Origin of the sequence: Klebsiella sp. Q11, from assembly GCF_964241505.1 — a bacterium.
Lineage (GTDB): Bacteria > Pseudomonadota > Gammaproteobacteria > Enterobacterales > Enterobacteriaceae > Klebsiella > Klebsiella michiganensis.
The window spans coordinates 103,123-123,363 of the sequence record NZ_CAXSXW010000019.1 but is presented as its reverse complement, the minus strand read 5'-3'; the positions used below and the strand labels follow the sequence as shown (position 1 = coordinate 123,363).

General features: G+C 55.7%; 18 protein-coding genes. 9 read left to right on the top strand and 9 right to left on the bottom strand.

The window, feature by feature from the left end:
- Positions 1-179 precede the first annotated feature (179 nt).
- Entirely contained in the window at positions 180-686 is a 507-nt protein-coding gene (gene yihI / locus ACESQ2_RS25270; protein WP_286115141.1) for a Der GTPase-activating protein YihI, read from the top strand.
- 188 nt (positions 687-874) lie between these two features.
- Entirely contained in the window at positions 875-2,248 is a 1,374-nt protein-coding gene (gene hemN / locus ACESQ2_RS25265) for an oxygen-independent coproporphyrinogen III oxidase (RefSeq protein WP_064358695.1), read from the top strand.
- 36 nt (positions 2,249-2,284) lie between these two features.
- Here hemN and ACESQ2_RS25260 read toward each other — a convergent pair whose 3' ends face one another.
- The 4 genes from ACESQ2_RS25260 to glnA all read right to left on the bottom strand — a co-directional run bounded on the left by ACESQ2_RS25260 (position 2,285) and on the right by glnA (position 6,572).
- Entirely contained in the window at positions 2,285-2,395 is a 111-nt protein-coding gene (locus ACESQ2_RS25260; RefSeq protein WP_106510771.1) for a YshB family small membrane protein, read from the bottom strand.
- Positions 2,396-2,506: 111 nt separating this feature from the next.
- Positions 2,507-3,916 carry a nitrogen regulation protein NR(I) gene (gene glnG, locus ACESQ2_RS25255; RefSeq protein WP_004107350.1) on the bottom strand — a complete coding sequence of 470 codons (1,410 nt, stop codon included), beginning with the start codon at positions 3,914-3,916 and terminating at the stop codon, positions 2,507-2,509.
- 8 nt (positions 3,917-3,924) lie between these two features.
- A complete protein-coding gene (gene glnL, locus ACESQ2_RS25250; RefSeq protein ID WP_004127098.1) occupies positions 3,925-4,974 on the bottom strand; it encodes a nitrogen regulation protein NR(II) in 1,050 nt (349 codons plus the stop codon).
- 188 nt (positions 4,975-5,162) lie between these two features.
- Complete coding sequence (glnA, locus tag ACESQ2_RS25245; protein WP_004127100.1) at positions 5,163-6,572, bottom strand: glutamate--ammonia ligase; 1,410 nt, start codon at positions 6,570-6,572, stop codon at positions 5,163-5,165.
- A 378-nt stretch (positions 6,573-6,950) separates the two neighbouring features.
- Here glnA and typA point away from each other — a divergent pair, with 378 nt between their 5' ends.
- The 5 genes from typA to fabY all read left to right on the top strand — a co-directional run bounded on the left by typA (position 6,951) and on the right by fabY (position 11,781).
- Positions 6,951-8,774 carry a ribosome-dependent GTPase TypA gene (gene typA / locus ACESQ2_RS25240; RefSeq protein WP_004127103.1) on the top strand — a complete coding sequence of 608 codons (1,824 nt, stop codon included), beginning with the start codon at positions 6,951-6,953 and terminating at the stop codon, positions 8,772-8,774.
- Positions 8,775-8,907: 133 nt separating this feature from the next.
- Positions 8,908-9,507, top strand: a complete 600-nt coding sequence (gene yihX / locus ACESQ2_RS25235) for a glucose-1-phosphatase (RefSeq protein WP_004127106.1) — start codon at positions 8,908-8,910, stop codon at positions 9,505-9,507.
- Positions 9,501-10,361 (top strand): virulence factor BrkB family protein, encoded by an 861-nt coding sequence (locus ACESQ2_RS25230; protein ID WP_004127107.1) that lies wholly within the window; start codon positions 9,501-9,503, stop codon positions 10,359-10,361. Before yihX ends, ACESQ2_RS25230 begins: the two co-directional genes overlap by 7 nt.
- Positions 10,358-10,795, top strand: a complete 438-nt coding sequence (dtd, locus tag ACESQ2_RS25225) for a D-aminoacyl-tRNA deacylase (protein WP_014227372.1) — start codon at positions 10,358-10,360, stop codon at positions 10,793-10,795. The genes ACESQ2_RS25230 and dtd overlap by 4 nt, the downstream gene beginning before the upstream one ends.
- A 44-nt stretch (positions 10,796-10,839) precedes the next feature.
- On the top strand, positions 10,840-11,781 hold the full coding sequence (fabY, locus tag ACESQ2_RS25220; RefSeq protein WP_046877901.1) for a fatty acid biosynthesis protein FabY: 942 nt from the start codon (positions 10,840-10,842) through the stop codon (positions 11,779-11,781).
- Positions 11,782-11,798: 17 nt separating this feature from the next.
- Here fabY and ACESQ2_RS25215 read toward each other — a convergent pair whose 3' ends face one another.
- The 5 genes from ACESQ2_RS25215 to fdnG all read right to left on the bottom strand — a co-directional run bounded on the left by ACESQ2_RS25215 (position 11,799) and on the right by fdnG (position 18,782).
- Positions 11,799-12,716 carry an alpha/beta hydrolase gene (locus ACESQ2_RS25215; protein ID WP_368768063.1) on the bottom strand — a complete coding sequence of 306 codons (918 nt, stop codon included), beginning with the start codon at positions 12,714-12,716 and terminating at the stop codon, positions 11,799-11,801.
- Positions 12,717-12,912: 196 nt separating this feature from the next.
- Entirely contained in the window at positions 12,913-13,842 is a 930-nt protein-coding gene (fdhE, locus tag ACESQ2_RS25210; protein ID WP_004132861.1) for a formate dehydrogenase accessory protein FdhE, read from the bottom strand.
- A gap of 342 nt (positions 13,843-14,184) precedes the next feature.
- The gene (fdoI, locus tag ACESQ2_RS25205; RefSeq protein WP_004107380.1) at positions 14,185-14,820 is read right to left on the bottom strand and encodes a formate dehydrogenase cytochrome b556 subunit; all 636 of its coding nucleotides are present in this window, start codon (positions 14,818-14,820) and stop codon (positions 14,185-14,187) included.
- Positions 14,817-15,719, bottom strand: a complete 903-nt coding sequence (fdxH, locus tag ACESQ2_RS25200; RefSeq protein ID WP_014227375.1) for a formate dehydrogenase subunit beta — start codon at positions 15,717-15,719, stop codon at positions 14,817-14,819. Before fdxH ends, fdoI begins: the two co-directional genes overlap by 4 nt.
- Before the next feature lie 12 nt (positions 15,720-15,731).
- Positions 15,732-18,782, bottom strand: coding sequence for a formate dehydrogenase-N subunit alpha (gene fdnG, locus ACESQ2_RS25195; RefSeq protein WP_014837000.1), 3,051 nt, complete (start codon positions 18,780-18,782; stop codon positions 15,732-15,734).
- A gap of 156 nt (positions 18,783-18,938) precedes the next feature.
- On the opposite strand from fdnG, the gene fdhD reads away from it, so the two are divergent.
- Together fdhD and ACESQ2_RS25185 are read left to right on the top strand one after the other, a co-directional pair.
- Entirely contained in the window at positions 18,939-19,775 is an 837-nt protein-coding gene (fdhD, locus tag ACESQ2_RS25190; protein WP_025106528.1) for a formate dehydrogenase accessory sulfurtransferase FdhD, read from the top strand.
- A gap of 128 nt (positions 19,776-19,903) precedes the next feature.
- Entirely contained in the window at positions 19,904-20,116 is a 213-nt protein-coding gene (locus ACESQ2_RS25185) for a YdgH/BhsA/McbA-like domain containing protein (RefSeq protein WP_004127125.1), read from the top strand.
- Positions 20,117-20,241 lie beyond the last annotated feature (125 nt).

The window sequence follows — 20,241 nt, the reverse complement described above, 5'->3', positions numbered from 1 at the left end:
TTGGTAGCTAAAGGAAAGACAGGGTGTGTCGTTAGCTAACATGGAAAGTAGAAGCCCATTAAGGGTTATCAGTGCGGAAAAAGGCGACAGAGTAATCTGTCGCCTTTTTTCTTTGCTTGCTTTCTGCTAGATTCCGCCTCAATTCTATACTGAAGAAAACGGCCTGAAGATTACACAACATGAAAAAACCGACATCCGTACCTCGCGGCAAAAAAAATCGCAAAACGCGTGAAGAATTGAACCAGGAAGCCCGCGAGCGCAAGCATCAGAAGAAGCATCGCGGCCACGCGGCAGGAAGTCGTGCGACCGGCGGCGACACCGCTTCAGCAGGTAAAAAGCAAGGTCAGCAGCAAGATCCCCGAATTGGCAGTAAAAAACCAATCCCGCTGGGCGTAACTGAGAATGCTCCGGCGATTAAGCAGCATAAACCAAAGAGCGAGAAACCTATGCTTTCACTGCAGGCTGAGCTGGATTTGCTGGAGAACGATGAGCGCCTGGACGCGCTGCTGGAACGTCTGGAAGAGGGCGGTACCCTGAATGCTGAAGAGCAGGCCTGGGTTGACGCTAAGCTGGATCGTATTGATGAGCTGATGCAGCAGTTGGGCCTCTCATACGATGATGACGAAGATGAAGAAGAGGAAGAGCGCAAAGAAGATATGATGCGCCTGCTGAAGGGTGGAAACTAACGTTTGCACCCCATCGGATTCCCGGTCCTGCTTATAACCCTTCTGGTTATATGTTATCTGCTGTGGTTATTCGTTAAACTACGACGGTTGTCGCGGCGTCAGAAATGGCTGCGCAACCGGCTCATTACCCGAGGTGCGGTTGGGCCGGGGCGGCGTACCCGCCGACGGTACCATCGGAAGGAGTGAGCATGTCTGTGCAGTTAATCGACTGGGATCTGGCCCTGATCCAGAAATATAACTATTCCGGGCCGCGTTATACTTCGTATCCCACCGCGCTGGAGTTTTCTCCAGAATTTGGCGCCGCTGAATTTGATGCGGCGGTAGCCCGCTATCCGCAGCGTCCCCTCTCGCTGTACGTGCATATCCCGTTTTGCCATAAACTCTGCTATTTCTGCGGCTGCAACAAAATCGTCACCCGTCAGCAGCATAAGGCCGACCAGTATCTGGATGTGCTTGAGCAGGAGATTATTCATCGCGCGCCGCTTTTTGCTGGCCGCAAAGTTAATCAGCTGCACTGGGGCGGCGGTACGCCAACCTATTTAAACAAGGCGCAAATTAGTCGTCTGATGGGGCTGCTGCGTACCCATTTCAATTTTAACGCGGATGCAGAGATCTCCATTGAGGTTGATCCGCGCGAAATCGAACTCGATGTCCTGGATCATTTACGCCTCGAAGGCTTTAATCGCCTGAGTATGGGCGTGCAGGACTTCAACAAAGAAGTGCAGCGCCTGGTGAACCGCGAGCAGGATGAAGCGTTTATCTTCGCGCTACTCAACCACGCGCGCGATATCGGCTTTACCTCTACCAATATCGACCTGATTTACGGTCTGCCGAAGCAAACGCCGCAGAGCTTCGCGTATACGCTACAGAAAGTGGCGGAGCTCAACCCCGATCGTCTGAGCGTATTCAACTATGCGCATCTGCCAACGCTCTTTGCTGCGCAGCGCAAAATCAAAGACGCCGATCTGCCTTCTGCAGAACAGAAGCTGGACATTCTTCAGGAGACGATTGTTTCGCTGACGGCCGCGGGATATCAGTTTATCGGCATGGACCACTTTGCCCGTCCGGATGATGAGCTGGCGATAGCCCAGCGTGAAGGTATCCTGCATCGTAACTTCCAGGGGTATACCACCCAGGGAGACACCGATCTGCTGGGGATGGGCGTCTCGGCGATCAGCATGATTGGCGATTGCTATGCGCAGAACCAGAAAGAGCTGAAGCAGTATTATCAGCAGGTTGATGAAACCGGAACGGCGCTGTGGCGCGGTATTGCGTTGACGCGCGATGACTGCATTCGTCGCGACGTGATTAAGGCGCTAATTTGTCACTTCCGTCTCGACTTCGCTGCGGTAGAAGCGCAGTGGGATCTTACCTTCGATAGCTACTTTGCCGACGATATGAAATTGCTGGCACCGCTGGCCAAAGATGGGCTGGTGGAGGTGGATGAGAAGGGCATTCAGGTGACGCCGAAAGGCCGGCTGCTGATACGCAATATCTGCATGTGTTTTGATACGTATCTGCGCCAGAAAGCGCGGATGCAGCAGTTTTCCCGCGTGATATAAAGCATACCCCCACTCCAGGAAGGAGCGGGGGTATTATCAGCTAAACAGCCCAACCATCGCCGCGCACAGAACGGCAGCTACCGCCGTCTGCGGCGAATGACCCGCTGCAACACCGCTCGATATAATATTAATAAATGATTCAAGCATGATTTCTCCCCCGTCTTTCCGGGCAAGATCATACTCAACGCATGGCAACAGTAAAGTACAAAATAGCAGCAGTTTGCGCTGGATGACTATTTTTTACTCGCCGCCGCGCTGCTACTCCATTCCCAGCTCTTTTAGCTTACGCGTCAGGGTATTACGACCCCAGCCCAGCAGGCGAGCCGCCTCTTGTTTATGCCCCTGCGTGTGGCGTAACGCGGTGGTCAGCAGCGTGCGCTCCATCTCCGGCTGCGCTTCCGAGAGCAGGTTTTGATGACCGGAACGCAAAGCGCGATCGGCCCATTGCCCCAGCAGCGTGGCCCAGCTATCCGGCAGCATTTGCGTCGGGTTATCCGGTATCGCCGTTTCAAACAGCTCGCTGGGAAGATCCTGCGTCAGAACCTCCTGACCTGCGGCCATTACCGTCAGCCAGCGACAGGTGTTTTCCAGCTGACGTACGTTGCCCGGCCATGCCAGTCGGGTTAACGCCATCTCCGTCTCCGGATGCAGCTGTTTGGCCTCGACGCCCAGCTCACGGGCGGCGATTTGCAGGAAATGTCTCGCCAGTCGCGGGATATCTTCCCGACGCTCGCGCAGCGGCGGCAGATGGACGCGAATCACGTTCAGGCGGTGGAATAAATCCTCGCGGAATTTTCCTTCCTGGACGCGCAGCTCAAGGTTCTGGTGGGTGGCGGCAATAATGCGTACATCCACCTTCACCGGCGCATAGCCCCCCACGCGATAAAACTGGCCATCGGCCAGTACGCGCAGCAGACGTGTCTGTACGTCCAGCGGCATATCGCCGATCTCGTCGAGGAACAGCGTGCCGCCGTCTGCCTGCTCGAATCGCCCCTGGCGCACGGTATTGGCGCCGGTAAAGGCCCCTTTCTCGTGGCCAAACAGTTCTGACTCAATCAGATCTTTCGGAATGGCCGCCATATTTAGAGCGATAAACGGCGCCTTGGCGCGCGGGCTGTGGCGGTGGAGAGCGTGGGCAACCAGCTCTTTACCGGTACCGGACTCGCCGTTGATCAGTACGCTGATTGATGAACGCGACAGGCGGCCGATAATGCGGAAGACGTCCTGCATGGCCGGCGCTTCGCCGATGATATCGGCCGTTGGGCTATTAATCGGCGCATTACGCGGCTGCTGCTGTTCCTGGTAATGGCTAATGGCACGATCAACCAGCGCCACCGCTTCATCGATATCAAACGGTTTCGGCAGATAATCAAAGGCGCCCTGCTGATAGGCGCTGACCGCCGCGTCAAGATCCGAATGCGCCGTCATTATGATGACCGGGAGCATCGGATGGCGCTGTTTAATTTGCTTTAGCAGCGCCAGTCCGTCCATTCCCGGCATGCGGATATCAGACAGCAGCACATCCGGGGTTTTGGTCGTGAGGGCATCAAGCACCTCGTTGCCGCTTTCAAACGTCGTACAACTTAAGCCTGCCCCGGTGAGCGCGCGTTCAAGCACCCAACGGATGGAGCTATCGTCGTCAACGATCCATGCTATCCCTCGTTGCATAAACACCTCTACTTCCGAATAGGCAGGTACACCGAGAATTCGGTATGCCCTGGCCAACTGGTAAATTCAATTTTGCCGGAGTGCTGATCGATAAGGCTGCGGGCGATAGACAGCCCGAGTCCGGTGCCGCCTTCGCGCCCGCTCACCATCGGATAAAACAGCGTATCCTGTAAGTGAGACGGTATTCCCGGGCCGTTATCTTCAACGTCGATACGCGCAGCGAGGCGGTAGCGCACGCCGTGCAGGGTTAACTGAAAGGCCGTACGGGTGCGCAGAGTGATTTCGCCGCCCTCCGGTCCCAGAGCCTGCAGCGCATTACGGACGATATTCAGCAGCACCTGTTCAATTTGGTCCGGGTCGTGCGGCAGTTCTGGCAGGCTGGGGTCATAGTCGCGAACCAGCTTGACGTTATCCGGCAGCTCCATCGACACAAGCTTTACCACCCGCTCAGCGACCTTGTGGATGCTTTCTGTTACGTGCATACCGGGATGCTGTGGTCCCAGCAGACGGTCAACCAGATTTCTTAACCGATCGGCCTGTTCAATAATGACTTTGGTATATTCCATTAGCGCAGGATCGGGCAGCGCTTTGCTCAGCAGCTGTGCCGCGCCGCGCAGACCGCCCAGCGGATTTTTAATCTCGTGGGCCAGGCCACGCACTAAGTCGCGAGCGGCAATCTGCTGTGCGTGCTGTAGCTGCTCCTGGCTCAGACGGCGCTGATTATCCATCGGCGCCATTTCCAGCAGGATATAGCCTTCAGGCAGGCGTTGCGCCGTCAGGGAAAGGATGTGCGAGCGGCCATCAATGACCAGCGTCACTTCGTTATCGGTAAACCCTTGACCCGCAGCGAGGCTCTCCTGCATGAGGCCGATATTCAGCGAGAAATAGCTCAACAGCTCCGGCAGCGGCGTGCCGAATAATTTACGCGAACTTTGCGCCAGCAGCTGCTGCGCCGCCGGGTTCGCGTAATGCACCGCCAGGTCGTCATCGACCAGTAAGATACTGTTGATTAAAGAGTTAAGGATCTGCCCAGCATCGGGCAGTGTGCCTGTTGCCATTCGACAGTCTCCTGAAAATGAGTGCACTATTTTAGTGCAGTATAGCTTTTTATGTATAAAAAGCTCATGAGATCAGCGTGTTGGTGGAGAAAAAAGCCCATCCTGAGATGGGCTGAAAGTTTCCACGGCAACAAAACATCCTTGGTATCCCACGCCACAACACGGAATACCGCGGATTTACAGCAAAATTAGACGCTGTAGTACAGCTCGAACTCAACCGGGTGCGGAGTCATACGTACGCGGTCGTTTTCTTCAATACGCAGGGCGATGTAAGCATCGATAGCGTCGTTGGTGAATACGCCACCGGCGGTCAGGAATTCACGGTCTGCGTCCAGCGCGTTCAGTGCTTCTTCCAGAGAACCTGCAACCTGTGGGATCTCTTTCGCTTCTTCCGGCGGCAGATCGTACAGGTTTTTATCCATGGCTTCGCCCGGATGGATTTTGTTCTTGATACCGTCAAGGCCAGCCATCAGCAGCGCAGCGAAGCACAGGTACGGGTTAGCCGCCGGGTCCGGGAAGCGAACTTCGATACGGCGCGCTTTCGGAGAGGTGACTACCGGAATACGGATAGACGCGGAACGGTTACGGGCAGAGTAAGCCAGCATAACCGGCGCTTCGTAACCCGGGACCAGACGCTTGTAGGAGTTGGTGGTCGGGTTAGCCAGGGCATTAATCGCTTTAGCGTGTTTGATAACGCCGCCGATGTAGTACAGCGCTTGTTCAGACAGGCCTGCGTATTTGTCGCCAGAGAACAGGTTTACGCCGTTCTTGGAGAGGGACATGTGGCAGTGCATACCGGAACCGTTATCGCCAAACATCGGTTTTGGCATGAAGGTCGCGGTTTTGCCGAAACGGTGTGCGACGTTGTGCACAACGTATTTGTAAATCTGAATTTCGTCCGCTTTTTTGGTCATGGTGTTAAAGCGGGTAGCGATTTCGTTCTGACCCGCAGTCGCCACTTCGTGGTGGTGAGCTTCAACAACCAGGCCCATCTCTTCCATGATCATACACATGGTGGAGCGGATATCCTGAGAGGAGTCTACCGGCGGAACCGGGAAGTAACCGCCTTTCACGCCCGGACGGTGGCCTTTGTTGCCGCCTTCGTATTTGGTGGAGGAGTTCCATGCGCCTTCGATATCATCGATAGCAACGTGGGAACCGGAGATGGACGCACCAAAACGGATGTCGTCGAACAGGAAGAATTCTGGTTCTGGCCCGAACAGTACGGTGTCAGCCAGGCCGGTAGAGCGCAGATACTCTTCAGCGCGCTTAGCAATGGAGCGCGGGTCACGGTCATAGCCTTGCAGCGTGCCGGGTTCCAGGATGTCGCAGCGGATGATCAGCGTCGGTTCTTCATAGAACGGATCGATCAGCGCGGTAGTTGCATCCGGCATCAGGACCATGTCGGATTCGTTAATACCTTTCCAGCCGCCAATCGAGGAGCCATCAAACATTTTGCCTTCTTCGAAGAATTCGGCATTTACCTGATGAGAAGGAATAGTAACGTGCTGTTCTTTACCTTTGGTATCGGTGAAGCGCAGATCGACAAACTTCACTTCATGCTCGTTCAGCATCGTCAAAACGTGTTCAGCGGACATACTTAAACTCTCCCGGATTGGTCATTGTCGTCGTGGAAACGAAAACTTTTTAACTACGAAAAGTGGCGTTGTTGCCTTAAAAAATATAAAGCGAAATCTGTGCCAACTTTTAAATTGCCCCCAAAAGGCGTTATCATGCACATCATCGTGCAAAAGGGCTGCACCAAAATGAATGCATTGCACCAATATAGTGCATTTGTGTGAACATTAGGCACTTATTTGGTGCAATTGACCTTTAATAACCCTTTTAACGCTCCGTGAAAGCGATCACAAAGAATCTCTGCAATACTTGTTTGCGGAGGATGTTTGTGATCCTGTTTTGTACTGCGATTAATCCGTGTACAATAACGCGCTATTTCTAATGCCTGAGGCAAAGTTGTGATCGAAAATTTGCGTAATATCGCCATCATCGCGCACGTTGACCATGGTAAAACTACCCTGGTTGATAAGCTGCTACAGCAATCCGGTACGTTCGACGCGCGTGCCGAAACTCAAGAGCGAGTGATGGACTCCAACGATTTGGAGAAAGAGCGCGGGATTACCATCCTGGCTAAAAACACCGCTATCAAATGGAATGACTACCGTATCAACATCGTTGATACCCCAGGGCACGCCGACTTCGGTGGTGAAGTTGAACGTGTCATGTCCATGGTTGATTCCGTTCTGTTGGTCGTTGATGCAATGGATGGTCCGATGCCGCAAACGCGCTTCGTGACCAAAAAAGCCTTTGCTCATGGCCTGAAGCCAATTGTTGTTATCAACAAAGTTGACCGTCCGGGCGCGCGTCCTGACTGGGTTGTCGATCAGGTATTCGACCTGTTCGTTAACCTCGACGCTACCGACGAGCAGCTGGACTTCCCTATCGTTTACGCTTCTGCGCTGAACGGTATCGCGGGTCTGGATCACGAAGATATGGCTGAAGACATGACGCCGCTGTATCAAACCATCGTCGATCGCGTACCGGCGCCGAACGTTGACCTTGATGGTCCGCTGCAGATGCAAATCTCCCAGCTGGACTACAACAACTACGTTGGCGTCATCGGCATCGGCCGCATCAAGCGCGGTAAAGTGAAGCCGAACCAGCAGGTCACTATCATTGATAGCGAAGGCAAAACCCGTAACGGTAAAGTCGGTAAAGTTCTGACCCATCTGGGCCTTGAGCGTATCGAGAGCGACGTCGCAGAAGCTGGCGATATTATCGCGATCACCGGTCTGGGCGAACTGAACATCTCTGACACCATCTGCGATACGCAGAATGTTGAAGCGCTGCCGGCGCTGTCCGTTGATGAGCCGACCGTCTCTATGTTCTTCTGCGTTAACACCTCGCCGTTCTGTGGTAAAGAAGGTAAGTACGTTACCTCTCGTCAGATCCTTGACCGCCTGAACAAAGAGCTGGTACATAACGTCGCGCTGCGCGTTGAAGAAACGCCGGATGCAGACGCATTCCGCGTTTCTGGCCGTGGTGAACTGCACCTGTCCGTTCTTATCGAGAACATGCGTCGTGAAGGTTTCGAAATGGCGGTTTCCCGTCCGAAAGTTATCTTCCGCGAAATCGATGGCCGTAAGCAAGAGCCGTTCGAAAACGTCACGCTGGACGTTGAAGAGCAGCACCAGGGTTCTGTGATGCAGGCGCTGGGTGAGCGTAAAGGCGATCTGAAAAACATGAATCCAGATGGCAAAGGCCGCGTACGTCTCGACTACGTGATCCCAAGCCGTGGTCTGATCGGCTTCCGTTCAGAATTCATGACCATGACCTCCGGTACCGGTCTGCTGTACTCCACCTTCAGCCACTACGACGACGTTCGTGCGGGTGATGTGGGTCAGCGTCAGAACGGCGTTCTGATCTCCAACGGCCAGGGTAAAGCGGTTGCGTTCGCACTGTTCAGCCTGCAGGATCGCGGTAAGCTGTTCCTGGGCCACGGCGCAGAAGTTTACGAAGGCCAGATTATCGGTATTCACAGTCGTTCTAACGACCTGACGGTAAACTGCCTGACCGGTAAGAAACTGACCAACATGCGTGCGTCCGGTACTGACGAAGCAACGGTTCTGGTTCCGCCGGTTAAGATGACCCTGGAGCAGGCTCTGGAGTTCATCGATGACGACGAACTGGTAGAAGTCACCCCGACTTCTGTCCGTATCCGTAAACGTCACCTGACCGAGAACGACCGTAAACGCGCGATGCGCGGTGCGAAAGAAGATTAATTAACGCTTCTTTCCGCTATCTGAACCCTGCCTCAATGGCAGGGTTTCTTTTTTGTACAAAGCCCTGCCGCCCATAGTCAAACTCCCCCTTTCCCGCTACAGTTAATTTTCCACGGTGCAAAAGGAGAGGACCATGCTCTATATCTTTGATTTAGGTAATGTGATTGTCGATATTGACTTCAACCGGGTGCTCGGGACGTGGAGTGATTTAACGCGCATTCCCCTTGCGACGCTGCAGCAGCATTTCACCATGGGCGAAGCGTTCCACCAGCATGAGCGCGGAGAAATCAGCGACGAAGATTTTGCGGCGGCGATGTGCCATGAAATGAACATGTCGCTAAGCTACGAGCAGTTCTCCCACGGCTGGCAGGCGGTTTTCGTTGCCCTGCGCCCGGAGGTTATCGCGATTATGCAAAAATTACGCGAGCAGGGGCATCGGGTTGTGGTTCTGTCCAACACGAACCGTTTGCATACGACTTTCTGGCCGGATGAGTACCCTGAGATACGCGCCGTTGCTGATCATATCTATCTTTCTCAAGAGATGGGGATGCGTAAACCGGAAGCGCGGATCTATCAGAGCGTCCTCGACGCTGAAGGTTTCGCCGCTGACGATACGGTCTTCTTCGATGATAACGCGGACAATATCGCCGGGGCTAACCAGCTGGGCATAACCAGTATTCTGGTGACCGGGAAGGAAACCATCCCCAACTACTTTGCTAAACAGCTATGCTAAAAACCGTTCATCAAAAAACAACGCGCCATCTGCGGCCGCTGGTCGCCTGGCTAAAGCTGTTATGGCGGCGTATTGATGAAGATAATATGACGACCCTGGCAGGCAATCTTGCCTACGTGTCGTTACTCTCCCTTGTGCCGCTGATTGCCGTCGTGTTCGCGCTGTTTGCGGCATTTCCGATGTTTTCTGATGTCAGTATTCAGATTCGCCACTTTATTTTCGCCAATTTCATTCCGGCAACCGGAGATGTCATTCAGGGCTATATTGAGCAGTTTGTCGCCAACTCCAGCCGGATGACCGCCGTGGGCGCTTTCGGCCTGATTGTGACATCGCTGCTGCTGATGTATTCGATTGATAGCGCGTTGAACACCATCTGGCGCAGTACCCGAACCCGGCCCAAAACCTACTCCTTTGCGGTTTATTGGATGATCCTTACCCTGGGGCCGCTGCTGGCAGGGGCCAGCCTGGCGATCAGCTCCTATCTCCTGTCGTTACGCTGGGCCAGCGATCTGAATAGCGTGATTGACGATGTGCTGCGTATTTTTCCGCTCATTTTATCCTGGGTGGCATTCTGGCTGCTTTACAGCATTGTGCCGACGGCCGAGGTGCGTAACCGCGATGCGATAATCGGTTCCCTGGTCGCGGCGCTGCTCTTTGAGGCGGGTAAGAAAGCTTTTGCTTTATATATCACCGCGTTCCCGTCATATCAGCTGATTTATGGCGTGCTTGCCGTGGTGCCTATTTTGTTTGTCTGGGTGTACTGGACGTGGTGTATCGTCTTGCTTGGCGCTGAAATTACTGTCACTCTCGGTGAATACCGCAAACTGAAAAAAGAAGAAACAGAACAATCATGATTGCATTAATTCAACGCGTATCCCGAGCTAGCGTTACCGTGGAGGGTGAAGTGACGGGCGAAATCGGCCCCGGGCTTCTGGTGCTGTTAGGCGTCGAGAGAGACGATGATGAGCAAAAGGCTAACCGCCTGTGCGAGCGCGTGCTGGGATACCGTATTTTTAGCGATGCTGAAGGCAAAATGAATCTGAACGTGCAGCAGGCTGGCGGCAGCGTGCTGGTGGTTTCGCAGTTTACGCTGGCAGCCGATACCGAACGCGGGATGCGTCCTGGTTTTTCGAAAGGGGCTGCACCGGATAAAGCGGAAGCGCTGTACGAGTATTTCGTTGAGCGCTGCCGCCAGCAGCAAATGAATACGCAGACCGGGAGATTTGCTGCCGATATGCAGGTTTCTCTGGTGAATGATGGTCCCGTGACCTTTTGGTTGCAGGTATGAGCCAGCTTCCGGGCAGGCTGCGGGTAACAAAAGAGAGTACAGCTATGTATCACCTTCGTGTACCGCAAACAGAAGAAGAGTTAGAGAGCTACTACCAGTTCCGCTGGGAGATGCTGCGTAAGCCGCTGCATCAGCCGAAAGGGTCCGAGCGCGATGCGTGGGATGCGATGGCGCACCATCAAATGGTGGTCGATGAAGAGGGCAATCTGGTTGCCGTCGGGCGGCTGTATGTGAATGCGGAAAACGAAGCCTCTATCCGTTTTATGGCCGTCCATCCGTCAGTACAGGATAAAGGGCTGGGAACCCTGATGGCGATGACGCTGGAGTCCGTCGCCCGTCAGGAAGGCGTTAAGCGCGTGACCTGTAGCGCCCGCGAAGATGCAGTGGAGTTCTTCGCTAAGCTCGGTTTTGTGAACCAGGGCGAAATCACGACGCCGACGACCACGCCGATCCGTCATTTTCTGATGATTAAGCCGATAGCCTCGCTGGACGATATTTTACATCGCGGCGACTGGTGCGCTCAGCTGCAGCAGGCCTGGTATCAGCATATCCCTCTCAGCGAGAAAATGGGCGTGCGTATTCAGCAGTATACCGGGCAAAAGTTTATCACCACCATGCCGGAAGCCGGTAACCAGAACCCGCACAATACGCTGTTCGCCGGCAGCCTGTTTTCTCAGGCAACGTTAACCGGCTGGGGGCTTATCTGGCTGATGCTGCGCGAGCGGCATCTTGGCGGCACAATTATTCTTGCCGATGCGCATATCCGCTACAGTCAGCCTATTAGCGGACGCCCCAGCGCCGTTGCCGATCTTGGCTCGTTAAGCGGCGATCTTGACCGGCTGGCGCGAGGCCGCAAAGCGCGCGTTCAGCTGCAGGTTGAGCTATTTGGCGACGAGCGGCTGGGCGCGGTTTTTGAGGGTATCTATATTGTTCTTCCCGCGAAACCGTTCGGCCCCTATGAAGAGGGCGGTAACGAAGAGGAGTAGTCTCCCTTTACGCTTAACTATCGGCCTGGTGTTTTAACCCGCCAGGCGATATCTCTCATCGCGCTGCCTGCCGCCGGGCTGATACCGCCCAGCTGAAAGAAGCCGTGAATCACCCCGAGATAACGCTGACAGGTGCAGTCAACGCCCTGTTCAAGCAGGCGCTGGTAAAGCGCTTCGCCTTCATCACGCAGAGGGTCGTATTCCGCAGTCAGAATATGCACCGGCGGTAAGCCGTGAAAGTCTTTACGCCACAGCGGGCTGGCTTCCGGATGGTGGAGCGCCGTCGCGGCAAGGTACATTTCATAGCCGCTGAGCAGGGTATCTTCGGTGATGATGTAATCTTTACCGTTATCGATATAGCTCTTCATGCTGGCGGTGGCGTCCAGCATCGGGTAAATCAAAACCAGCTGCGCGGGTTGCCAGGCCTGCGCTGTTTTGAGCCGCAGGGCGGTCACTAATGCCAGGTGTCCCCCGGCGCTGTCGCCAGCCAGCGTAATACGGGAAGCGTCGATGCCTAACTGCTCCGCGCGGCGGTGAATAATCAGCGCGCCTCTCTCCGCATCGTCATGGGCTGTAGGGAAAGTATGCTCCGGCGCCAGCCGGTATTGCACGGCGATAACGCGGCAGCCGCTGTGGTATGCCAGCTGGCGGAGCTGATGGTCATGCGTGGCGAAACCGCCGCTGATAAAGCAGCCACCGTGGAAATAGATAATGGCAGGCAGTGCGCCGGAAGCGTTAAGGGGAGAGACAACGCGAAATGCCATGCCGTCGAGCTCGATATCTGCTACCTGAACGCGCTTTTCCTGTTCCCCAGCCAGTACCGTACTGGCGAGATAGCCGCGTCTCCGGTCATCAATATTCTGTTCGCGCGATGAGGGGCGGCCCGCATCGATAAATTCCCGCACCAGCTCTGCGATACCCTTTTCAAGCGCCATTTTTCATTCCCTTAAGCTGTTTGGATATACAGTGTTATAGCCTGATTGTGAGCAAAAGAAAACCGGGGATTTTCGTCGGGAAGTGATTCTGGAAAGCGGCTCGCAAAACCAAAGACTTTGCCGGCATACCGGGAGTGTTTACGCCATTATCAATGGTAAGCCGGGCAGCAGGCGCCGCCCGACATGATGCCTGCCGTTATTCCCCTTCGCCAGGGAACAGGAACGGGTTGATGGAGCTGCGGGCGAAGCCCTCTTGTTCCATCCGTGCGTCCAGTACCAGCGAGGCGAGGTCGTCGGCTACGGCCTCCACTTTTGGGTCTTTTTCCTGATAGAGAATCTTCAGGTAGGTACCGCAGTCGCCGCAGGTTTCGGCTTTAATCGCCGACTGCTCGTTATCCAGTGACCAGTAGTGCAGATCGCGCGTTTGTTCGCAGTTGCTGCACTTCACGCGCACCACGTGCCATTCAGTTTCGCACAGGTTGCAGTGCAGATAGCGCAGGCCCTGTGTGGTACCAATTTGCACCATGCTGGAGACCGGCATCGAGCCGCAAACCGGGCAGAACTGACGCTGTTCACCATATTCAGCGCGGGCTTTTCCGGGGATCAGGCTGGCCATCTGCGCCCAATAGAGCGAAAGCGCGGCCCAGATAAACGGCGCCTTATCGCTGCTGACAGAGGCAAAATCGGACGCAAACAGCGCGCTTGCCATCAGTTCCAGCTCCTGCTCTGAGGCTTTTTCCAGATTCTCGATGACCGCCAGCGCCGGGCCGCTCATCTCCGGCTTCAGTTCGGCAATCAGCGAATGCAGCAGCTTGTGCCAGTGCTTATCGCGCGGCAAAACGTGGATATCCAGCGGCGGTTTACCCTGGTCGTTCGCTTCTTTGATGCGCGCGGTGAGATCCATCTGCAGAGGATGGTCGTACAGCACCACTTCCTGCGCGTGGGCGATAAGCGCGGCAAAGCGCAGGTAATCACCCAGCGGGTTATTTTCAGCCAGTTCGCGCAGGCGTTCGGCGCGACGGTTATATAAATTTTTGAGCCGGGGAAACAACAGCGGCGGGATCATATCCGTCGCGCGTTTCTCGCTCTTTTCCAGCTCATCTTGCGGGATGATACGAATGCTCATTCAGTCACTTCCTGGTTTCAGCAGATTCGGCGATGGTCGCGTCCGCTCTGCGATTTGGCGGGCATCATGCGCCCGCTCTGGTGATGTCATTAATGATAACCGCAATCGGCATACGGGATATAGCCACGACATCGCAATGTGTGCGCTACGATACCTGATATCGATACCCCCGACTATGCACCGTTAGGATTAGCTGCCCTGCGCCATGGCCTAAGCGAAACGGGAAACGTGCCGCTCCCGCCTGCGGCGCACTCTGGCTAACGTTGTCAAAACAGCGCGTTATCCGCAAAAAAATGGCGTCGATATACGACGCCATTTCAGAGACGAACAACGCGCTCGGGCCTACGACTGGCGCTTATCCTGCTTTTCGCGGACTTCACGATACCAGCGCGGGTGATGTTTCTTCGCCCAGGTCTTCGTGACCCAGCCTTCCACCATCGCGGTTATCGTGCCCTTCACCCACAGCGCAGCGTAAATATGCACCATGATCACCACAATCAGCGCCACCGCAGAGAAGGAGTGCAGCATCAGCGCGAAGCGGATAACCGGGATGGAGAAGGCCGGCGCAAAGTACGGACGCCAGATGATCACGCCGCTCACCAGCAGCAGCACCAGGAAGATAATCGCCGCCCAGAACACGCATTTCTGGCCGAAGTTATAGCGCCCGGTGTCGCCCACTTCCTCGTTGACGACAATCTTGCGAATATTTTTCGCCCAGAAAATATCGTCCCGGTTGATCAGGTTGTGGTGCCAGTAGCGGAAGAACATGATGATGAATGAAGCAAACATAATCACGCCCACGAACGGGTGCAGAATACGCGCCAGCTGCGGGGTGCCCATGATTTGCATCAGCCAGTTGAAGGACGGGAAGAAAAAGCCCAGCCCGCTCACCGCCGCCAGCACGAAGCAGAAGGCGGTGACCCAGTGGTTGATTCGCTCCGGCGCGGTGTAGCGCACGATGGTGTCACGTCTTTTCATTTGCGCACCTCGTCTTTCTCTTCATCCAGATTGTCCTCTTCCTCTTCCGCGCGGTTCGGACCGACGCCGACGTAGTGGAAGATGCTGGCGGCGAAGGTGGCCGCAAAGCCGACCGCCGCGAGAGGCTTCCAGATCCCTTTCCAGAACTTAACCGTGGCGCTGATTTCCGGGTTCTCCGGCAGGCCGTGGTACAGATTCGGTTTGTCGGCGTGGTGCAGCACGTACATCACGTGCGTGCCGCCAACGCCTGCCGGATCGTACAGGCCCGCGTTGTCGTAACCGCGGGTTTTCAGCTCGGCGACGCGCTCGCCCGCCAGCGTTTTCATATCCTCTTTGGAGCCAAAGTGGATAGCGCCGGTCGGGCAGGTTTTCACGCACGCTGGCTCCTGGCCAACGTTAACGCGGTCCACGCACAGCGTACATTTGTAGACGCGGTTATCTTCCGGGTTCAGGCGCGGCACGTTGAACGGGCAGCCGGCGATACAGTAGCCGCAGCCGATGCACTGCTCGGACTGGAAGTCGACGATGCCGTTGGCGTACTGAATGATTGCCCCTTCCGCCGGGCAGGCCTTCAGGCAGCCCGGGTCGGCGCAGTGCATACAGCCATCCTTACGGATGAGCCACTCCAGTTTGTCGTTCTGCTCCACTTCCGAGAAGCGCATCACGGTCCAGGATTTGGCGGTCAGGTCGGCGGGGTTATCGTACACCCCGACGTTGTGACCGACTTCATCCCGGATGTCGTTCCACTCGGAACAGGCCACCTGGCAGGCTTTACAGCCGATACAGGTGGTGACGTCGATAAGCTTCGCCACCTCTTCCTGATGGTCCCGCGCGCGGGGCGCGGGGGTGAAGCCGTTAGTCGCGGAACGACGGATAATGTCTTGCGATTGATAAGCCATAATTCGTCTCCGTTACGCCTTTTCCACGTTCACGAGGAAAGCCTTGAACTCCGGCGTCTGCGTGTTCGCATCACCGACAAACGGCGTCAGGGTATTGGCGATAAACCCTTTCTTCGCCACGCCTTCGTAGCCCCAGTGAATCGGAATACCGATAGTATCGATATCCTTACCGTCCGCTTTCAGCGTGCGAATACGCTTGGTCACCACCGCCTTGGCTTTGATATAGCCGCGGTTAGAGGAGACCTTCACGGTATCGCCATGGGCGATGCCGAGCTTGTTCGCCAGCTTCTCGCCGATCTCCACGAACTGTTCCGGCTGCGCGATGGCGTTAAGCAGCGCGTGCTTGGTCCAGTAGTGGAAGTGCTCGGTCAGGCGGTAAGTAGTACCGACGTAAGGGAATTTCTCCGCTTTGCCCATCTGCTCAAGGTCGCCTTTAAAGACGCGAGCAGCCGGGTTAGAGACCACGTTCGGGTGCAGCGGGTTGGTGCCCAGCGGCGTTTCAAACGGCTCGTAGTGTTCCGGGAACGGCCCTTCCGCCATCTTATCGATAGCGAACAGACGCCCCATCCCTTCCGGCTGCATGATAAACGGCCCGACATCGCTGTCCGGCGCCGCGGCGCTGTAGTCTGGAATATCCACGCCGCCCCACTTCGCGCCGTCCCATTTCAGGAGCTGGCGCTTCGGATCCCACGGTTTACCCTGCGGGTCCGCGGAGGCGCGGTTATACAGAATGCGGCGGTTAAGCGGCCACGCCCATGCCCAGCCCAGCGTATTGCCGAGGCCCGATGGATCGGCGTTATCGCGACGCGCCATCTGGTTGCCGTCAGGCGTCCAGCTACCGGCGAAGATCCAGCAGCCGCTGGAAGTCGTGCCGTCGTCACGCAGCTGCGCAAATGAGCTGAGCTGCTGGCCTTTCTTGACGATCACCGCCCCGGTTGCCGGGTCGGTAATGTCTGCCAGCGCCTTGCCGTTGCTCTCCATCGCTACTTCTTCCGACGCTGGTTCATGCGGCGTGGCGTAGTTCCACGTCATGTTCAGCACCGGTTCCGGCGCCGGTCCGCCCTGTTCGGCGTACATCTTGCGCAGGCGTAAGAAGATACCGGCGAGGATCTCACCGTCGGTGGTCGCAATCCCCGGGGCGTCCGCGCCTTTCCAGTGCCACTGCAGCCAGCGGCCGGAGTTAACGATAGAACCGTTCTCTTCGGCGAAGCAGGTGGACGGCAGGCGGAACACTTCGGTCTGGATTTTCGCCGGATCGACGTCGTTCGACTCCCCGTGGTTTTGCCAGAAGGTGGAGGTTTCGGTGTTGAGCGGGTCGATGGTCACCAGGAACTTAAGCTTCGACAGCGACGCGACAACCTTGTTTTTGTTCGGGAACGACGCTACCGGGTTGAAGCCCTGGCAGATATAGCCGTTCACTTTGCCCTGGTTCATCATCTCGAAATATTGCAGGACGTCGTAGCCCTTATCCCACTTCGGTAGCCAGTCAAAGCCCCAGCTGTTTTCCGCCGTGGCTTTATCGCCAAAGAAGGCCTTCATCATTGAGACGAAGAATTTCGGGTAATTACCCCAGTAGTTCACCTGGTCCTTCAACAGCGGTTTCGGCGTGTTGGCGGCGAGGTAGGTTTGCAGGTCAGTCTGTTTCTCGCTCGGCAGCGTCATATAGCCAGGCAGGCTCTGCGAAAGCAGCCCCAGGTCGGTAAGACCCTGAATATTGGAGTGGCCGCGCAGGGCGTTTACGCCGCCGCCCGCCATGCCCATATTGCCGAGCAGCAGCTGGATCATCGCCATGGTGCGGATGTTCTGCGCGCCGATGGAGTGCTGCGTCCAGCCCAGCGCGTAGAGGAACGAGGCGGTTTTATCGTGCGCGCTGGTTTCCGCGATGTACTCGCAGACTTTGAGGAAGTCGGCTTTTGGCGTTCCGCAGATGTTTTCGACAACTTCCGGCGTATAGCGGGAAACGTGCTGCTTCAGCAGGTTCCAGACGCAGCGCGGATGCTGCAGCGTGGTATCGCGTTTGGCAAAGCCGTTCTCATCCAGCTCATAGTTCCAGGATGTTTTATCGTACTTGCGGGCTTCGGCGTCGTAGCCGCTGAACAGACCGTCTTCAAAGCTGTAATCCTCACGCACGATCAGGCTGGCGTTGGTGTAAGCCTCGGTATATTCACGGTTAATTTTTTCGTTGTTCAACAGGTACAGGATGACGCCTGACAGGAAGGTAATGTCAGTACCGGAACGAATTGGGGTATAGAAATCAGCTACCGCCGCGGTACGCGTAAAGCGCGGATCGATCACAATCAGCTTCGCGCCGTTGCGAATCTTGGCTTCCATCGCCCAGCGGAATCCAACCGGGTGAGCTTCAGCGGCGTTGCCGCCCATCACCACGACGAGATTGGCGTTCTTGATGTCGACCCAGTGGTTGGTCATCGCACCGCGACCAAATGTTGGAGCAAGACTTGCTACCGTTGGTCCGTGTCAGACGCGCGCCTGGTTGTCGACCGCGAGCATACCGAGCGCGCGGGTAAATTTCTGGGTTAAATAACCGGTTTCGTTACTGGAGGCGGAGGCGCACAGCATACCGGTGGTCAGCCAGCGGTTGACGGTGGTGCCTTCGCTATTCTGCGCGACAAAGTTAGCGTCGCGGTCCTCTTTCATCAGCTTAGCGATGCGATCGAACGCTTCATCCCAGCTGATTTTCTGCCATTTATCAGAGCCTGGCGCACGGTATTCCGGAAATTTCAGGCGACTTTCGGAATGGATAAAGTCCACCAGACCGGCCCCTTTAGGGCAGAGCGCGCCACGGTTGACCGGATGGTCCGGGTCACCTTCGATATGGAAGATAGACGCTTTGGCATTTTTTGCGCCGTCGCCGAGGCTGTACATTAACAGCCCGCAGCCAACGGAACAGTAAGTGCAGGTGTTACGGGTTTCGCGGGTGCGCAGCAGCTTGTACTGCCGTGTTTCCGCGAGTGCTAAACCGGGCGCAAAGCCCAGTGCCGCTGCCGTGGTTCCTGCCATACCGCCAGCGCAGATCTTAAAGAACTGCCTTCTGCTGACCTGCATGGTTCGCTCCTTGTTTCGACATTGTCACGTATAGTTATTTGCTTTGCGGTAAGGGCCGCAAAGGTTCAGAATTGGGGGTAATTTCCCTCGTTCCCGAAGGGATATAAACAGAATACCACATTGTGTGTATGCCTGTTCCAATACGGTTAAGACAAAGTGAACAAGAAGCCTCTTGAACAAATCGAAAATGTGACAGATATCACAGGTTATCGCCAGGTATCGCTCTGGAAGCGCCAAAATTTGCAACATCCTCAGCCAGACGAGTTAGCTGAAGAGGTACCCGTTGCGCTGGTTTATAACGGCATCTCGCACGTGGTGATGATGGCGACGCCGAAAGACCTGGCGCAGTTCGCCGTCGGCTTTTCCTTGTCCGAAGGGATTATCGAAAACCGGGGCGAGATTTATGGTATGGACGTCGTTCAGGCCTGTAACGGCCTGGAAGTGCAAATCGAACTCTCCAGCCGCCGCTTTATGGGGTTGAAAGAGCGCCGTCGCGCGCTGGCCGGACGCACCGGCTGCGGCGTATGCGGCGTTGAGCAGCTCAACGATATCGGGAAGCCCGTGCAGCCGCTGCCCTTTACCCAGACGTTCGATCTGGCGAATCTCGATCGCGCGCTGGCGCACCTGCATGATTTTCAGCCGATAGGCCGCCTTACCGGCTGTACTCACGCCGCGGCCTGGGTAAGTCCTTCCGGCGAGCTCGCGGGCGGCCATGAAGACGTGGGTCGCCACGTGGCGCTGGACAAGCTCCTGGGACACCGCGCGGAATCAGAAGGCGCCTGGCAGAACGGCGCGGCGCTGGTCTCCAGCCGCGCCAGCTATGAAATGGTGCAGAAGGCGGCCATGTGCGGGGTGGAAATCCTCTTTGCGGTCTCTGCCGCGACCACGCTGGCGGTTGACGTCGCCGAGCGCTGCAACCTGACGCTGGTGGGCTTCTGCAAGCCGGGCAGGGCGACCGTTTACACGCATCCGCAGCGGTTAATTGCGGGTTAAATTTAAGTCAGTTTTTTTGAATGATGACAACAAATCCTTCCGCTTTTGGTTTGGCGATGTGAGGGCTACTATTTATCACATCAAGGCACGGCGCCTTATTCAAACAACTAACGTAAAGGGTTTATATCATGAAAAGCATCAAAACTTTTGTCGCAGTTATCGCTCTGGCCGCTTCTTTTGGTTCTTTCGCTGCGGAAACCGTGACCGCGACCGCCGCAACGATGGACGGTGCGGAAGCGAAAATCGCCGCTCAGGCCCAGGCCGCTGGCGCTTCATCTTACAAAATTACCGAAGCGTTTACCGGTAACCGCGTGCACATGACTGCGGAACTGAATAAATAAGCGTAAAGCTACTGTCGAAAGAGCGCTCTGGGGGCGCTTTTTTTGTGTCTGAAGGTATGTTTATTTCATTGTTAATTAAGCTTTTTTATCCGGTGGTCCGCTTATTGCAACACGACGAACAGTCG

What these genes read in the sequence shown, in the direction of transcription:
- yihI (WP_286115141.1), top strand. Translation starts at nt 180, where the DNA reads ATGAAAAAACCGACATCCGTACCTCGCGGCAAAAAAAATCGCAAAACG.
- hemN (WP_064358695.1), top strand. Translation starts at nt 875, where the DNA reads ATGTCTGTGCAGTTAATCGACTGGGATCTGGCCCTGATCCAGAAATAT.
- ACESQ2_RS25260 (WP_106510771.1), bottom strand. Translation starts at nt 2,395, where the DNA reads ATGCTTGAATCATTTATTAATATTATATCGAGCGGTGTTGCAGCGGGT.
- glnG (WP_004107350.1), bottom strand. Translation starts at nt 3,916, where the DNA reads ATGCAACGAGGGATAGCATGGATCGTTGACGACGATAGCTCCATCCGT.
- glnL (WP_004127098.1), bottom strand. Translation starts at nt 4,974, where the DNA reads ATGGCAACAGGCACACTGCCCGATGCTGGGCAGATCCTTAACTCTTTA.
- glnA (WP_004127100.1), bottom strand. Translation starts at nt 6,572, where the DNA reads ATGTCCGCTGAACACGTTTTGACGATGCTGAACGAGCATGAAGTGAAG.
- yihX (WP_004127106.1), top strand. Translation starts at nt 8,908, where the DNA reads ATGCTCTATATCTTTGATTTAGGTAATGTGATTGTCGATATTGACTTC.
- ACESQ2_RS25230 (WP_004127107.1), top strand. Translation starts at nt 9,501, where the DNA reads ATGCTAAAAACCGTTCATCAAAAAACAACGCGCCATCTGCGGCCGCTG.
- dtd (WP_014227372.1), top strand. Translation starts at nt 10,358, where the DNA reads ATGATTGCATTAATTCAACGCGTATCCCGAGCTAGCGTTACCGTGGAG.
- fabY (WP_046877901.1), top strand. Translation starts at nt 10,840, where the DNA reads ATGTATCACCTTCGTGTACCGCAAACAGAAGAAGAGTTAGAGAGCTAC.
- ACESQ2_RS25215 (WP_368768063.1), bottom strand. Translation starts at nt 12,716, where the DNA reads ATGGCGCTTGAAAAGGGTATCGCAGAGCTGGTGCGGGAATTTATCGAT.
- fdhE (WP_004132861.1), bottom strand. Translation starts at nt 13,842, where the DNA reads ATGAGCATTCGTATCATCCCGCAAGATGAGCTGGAAAAGAGCGAGAAA.
- fdoI (WP_004107380.1), bottom strand. Translation starts at nt 14,820, where the DNA reads ATGAAAAGACGTGACACCATCGTGCGCTACACCGCGCCGGAGCGAATC.
- fdxH (WP_014227375.1), bottom strand. Translation starts at nt 15,719, where the DNA reads ATGGCTTATCAATCGCAAGACATTATCCGTCGTTCCGCGACTAACGGC.
- ACESQ2_RS25185 (WP_004127125.1), top strand. Translation starts at nt 19,904, where the DNA reads ATGAAAAGCATCAAAACTTTTGTCGCAGTTATCGCTCTGGCCGCTTCT.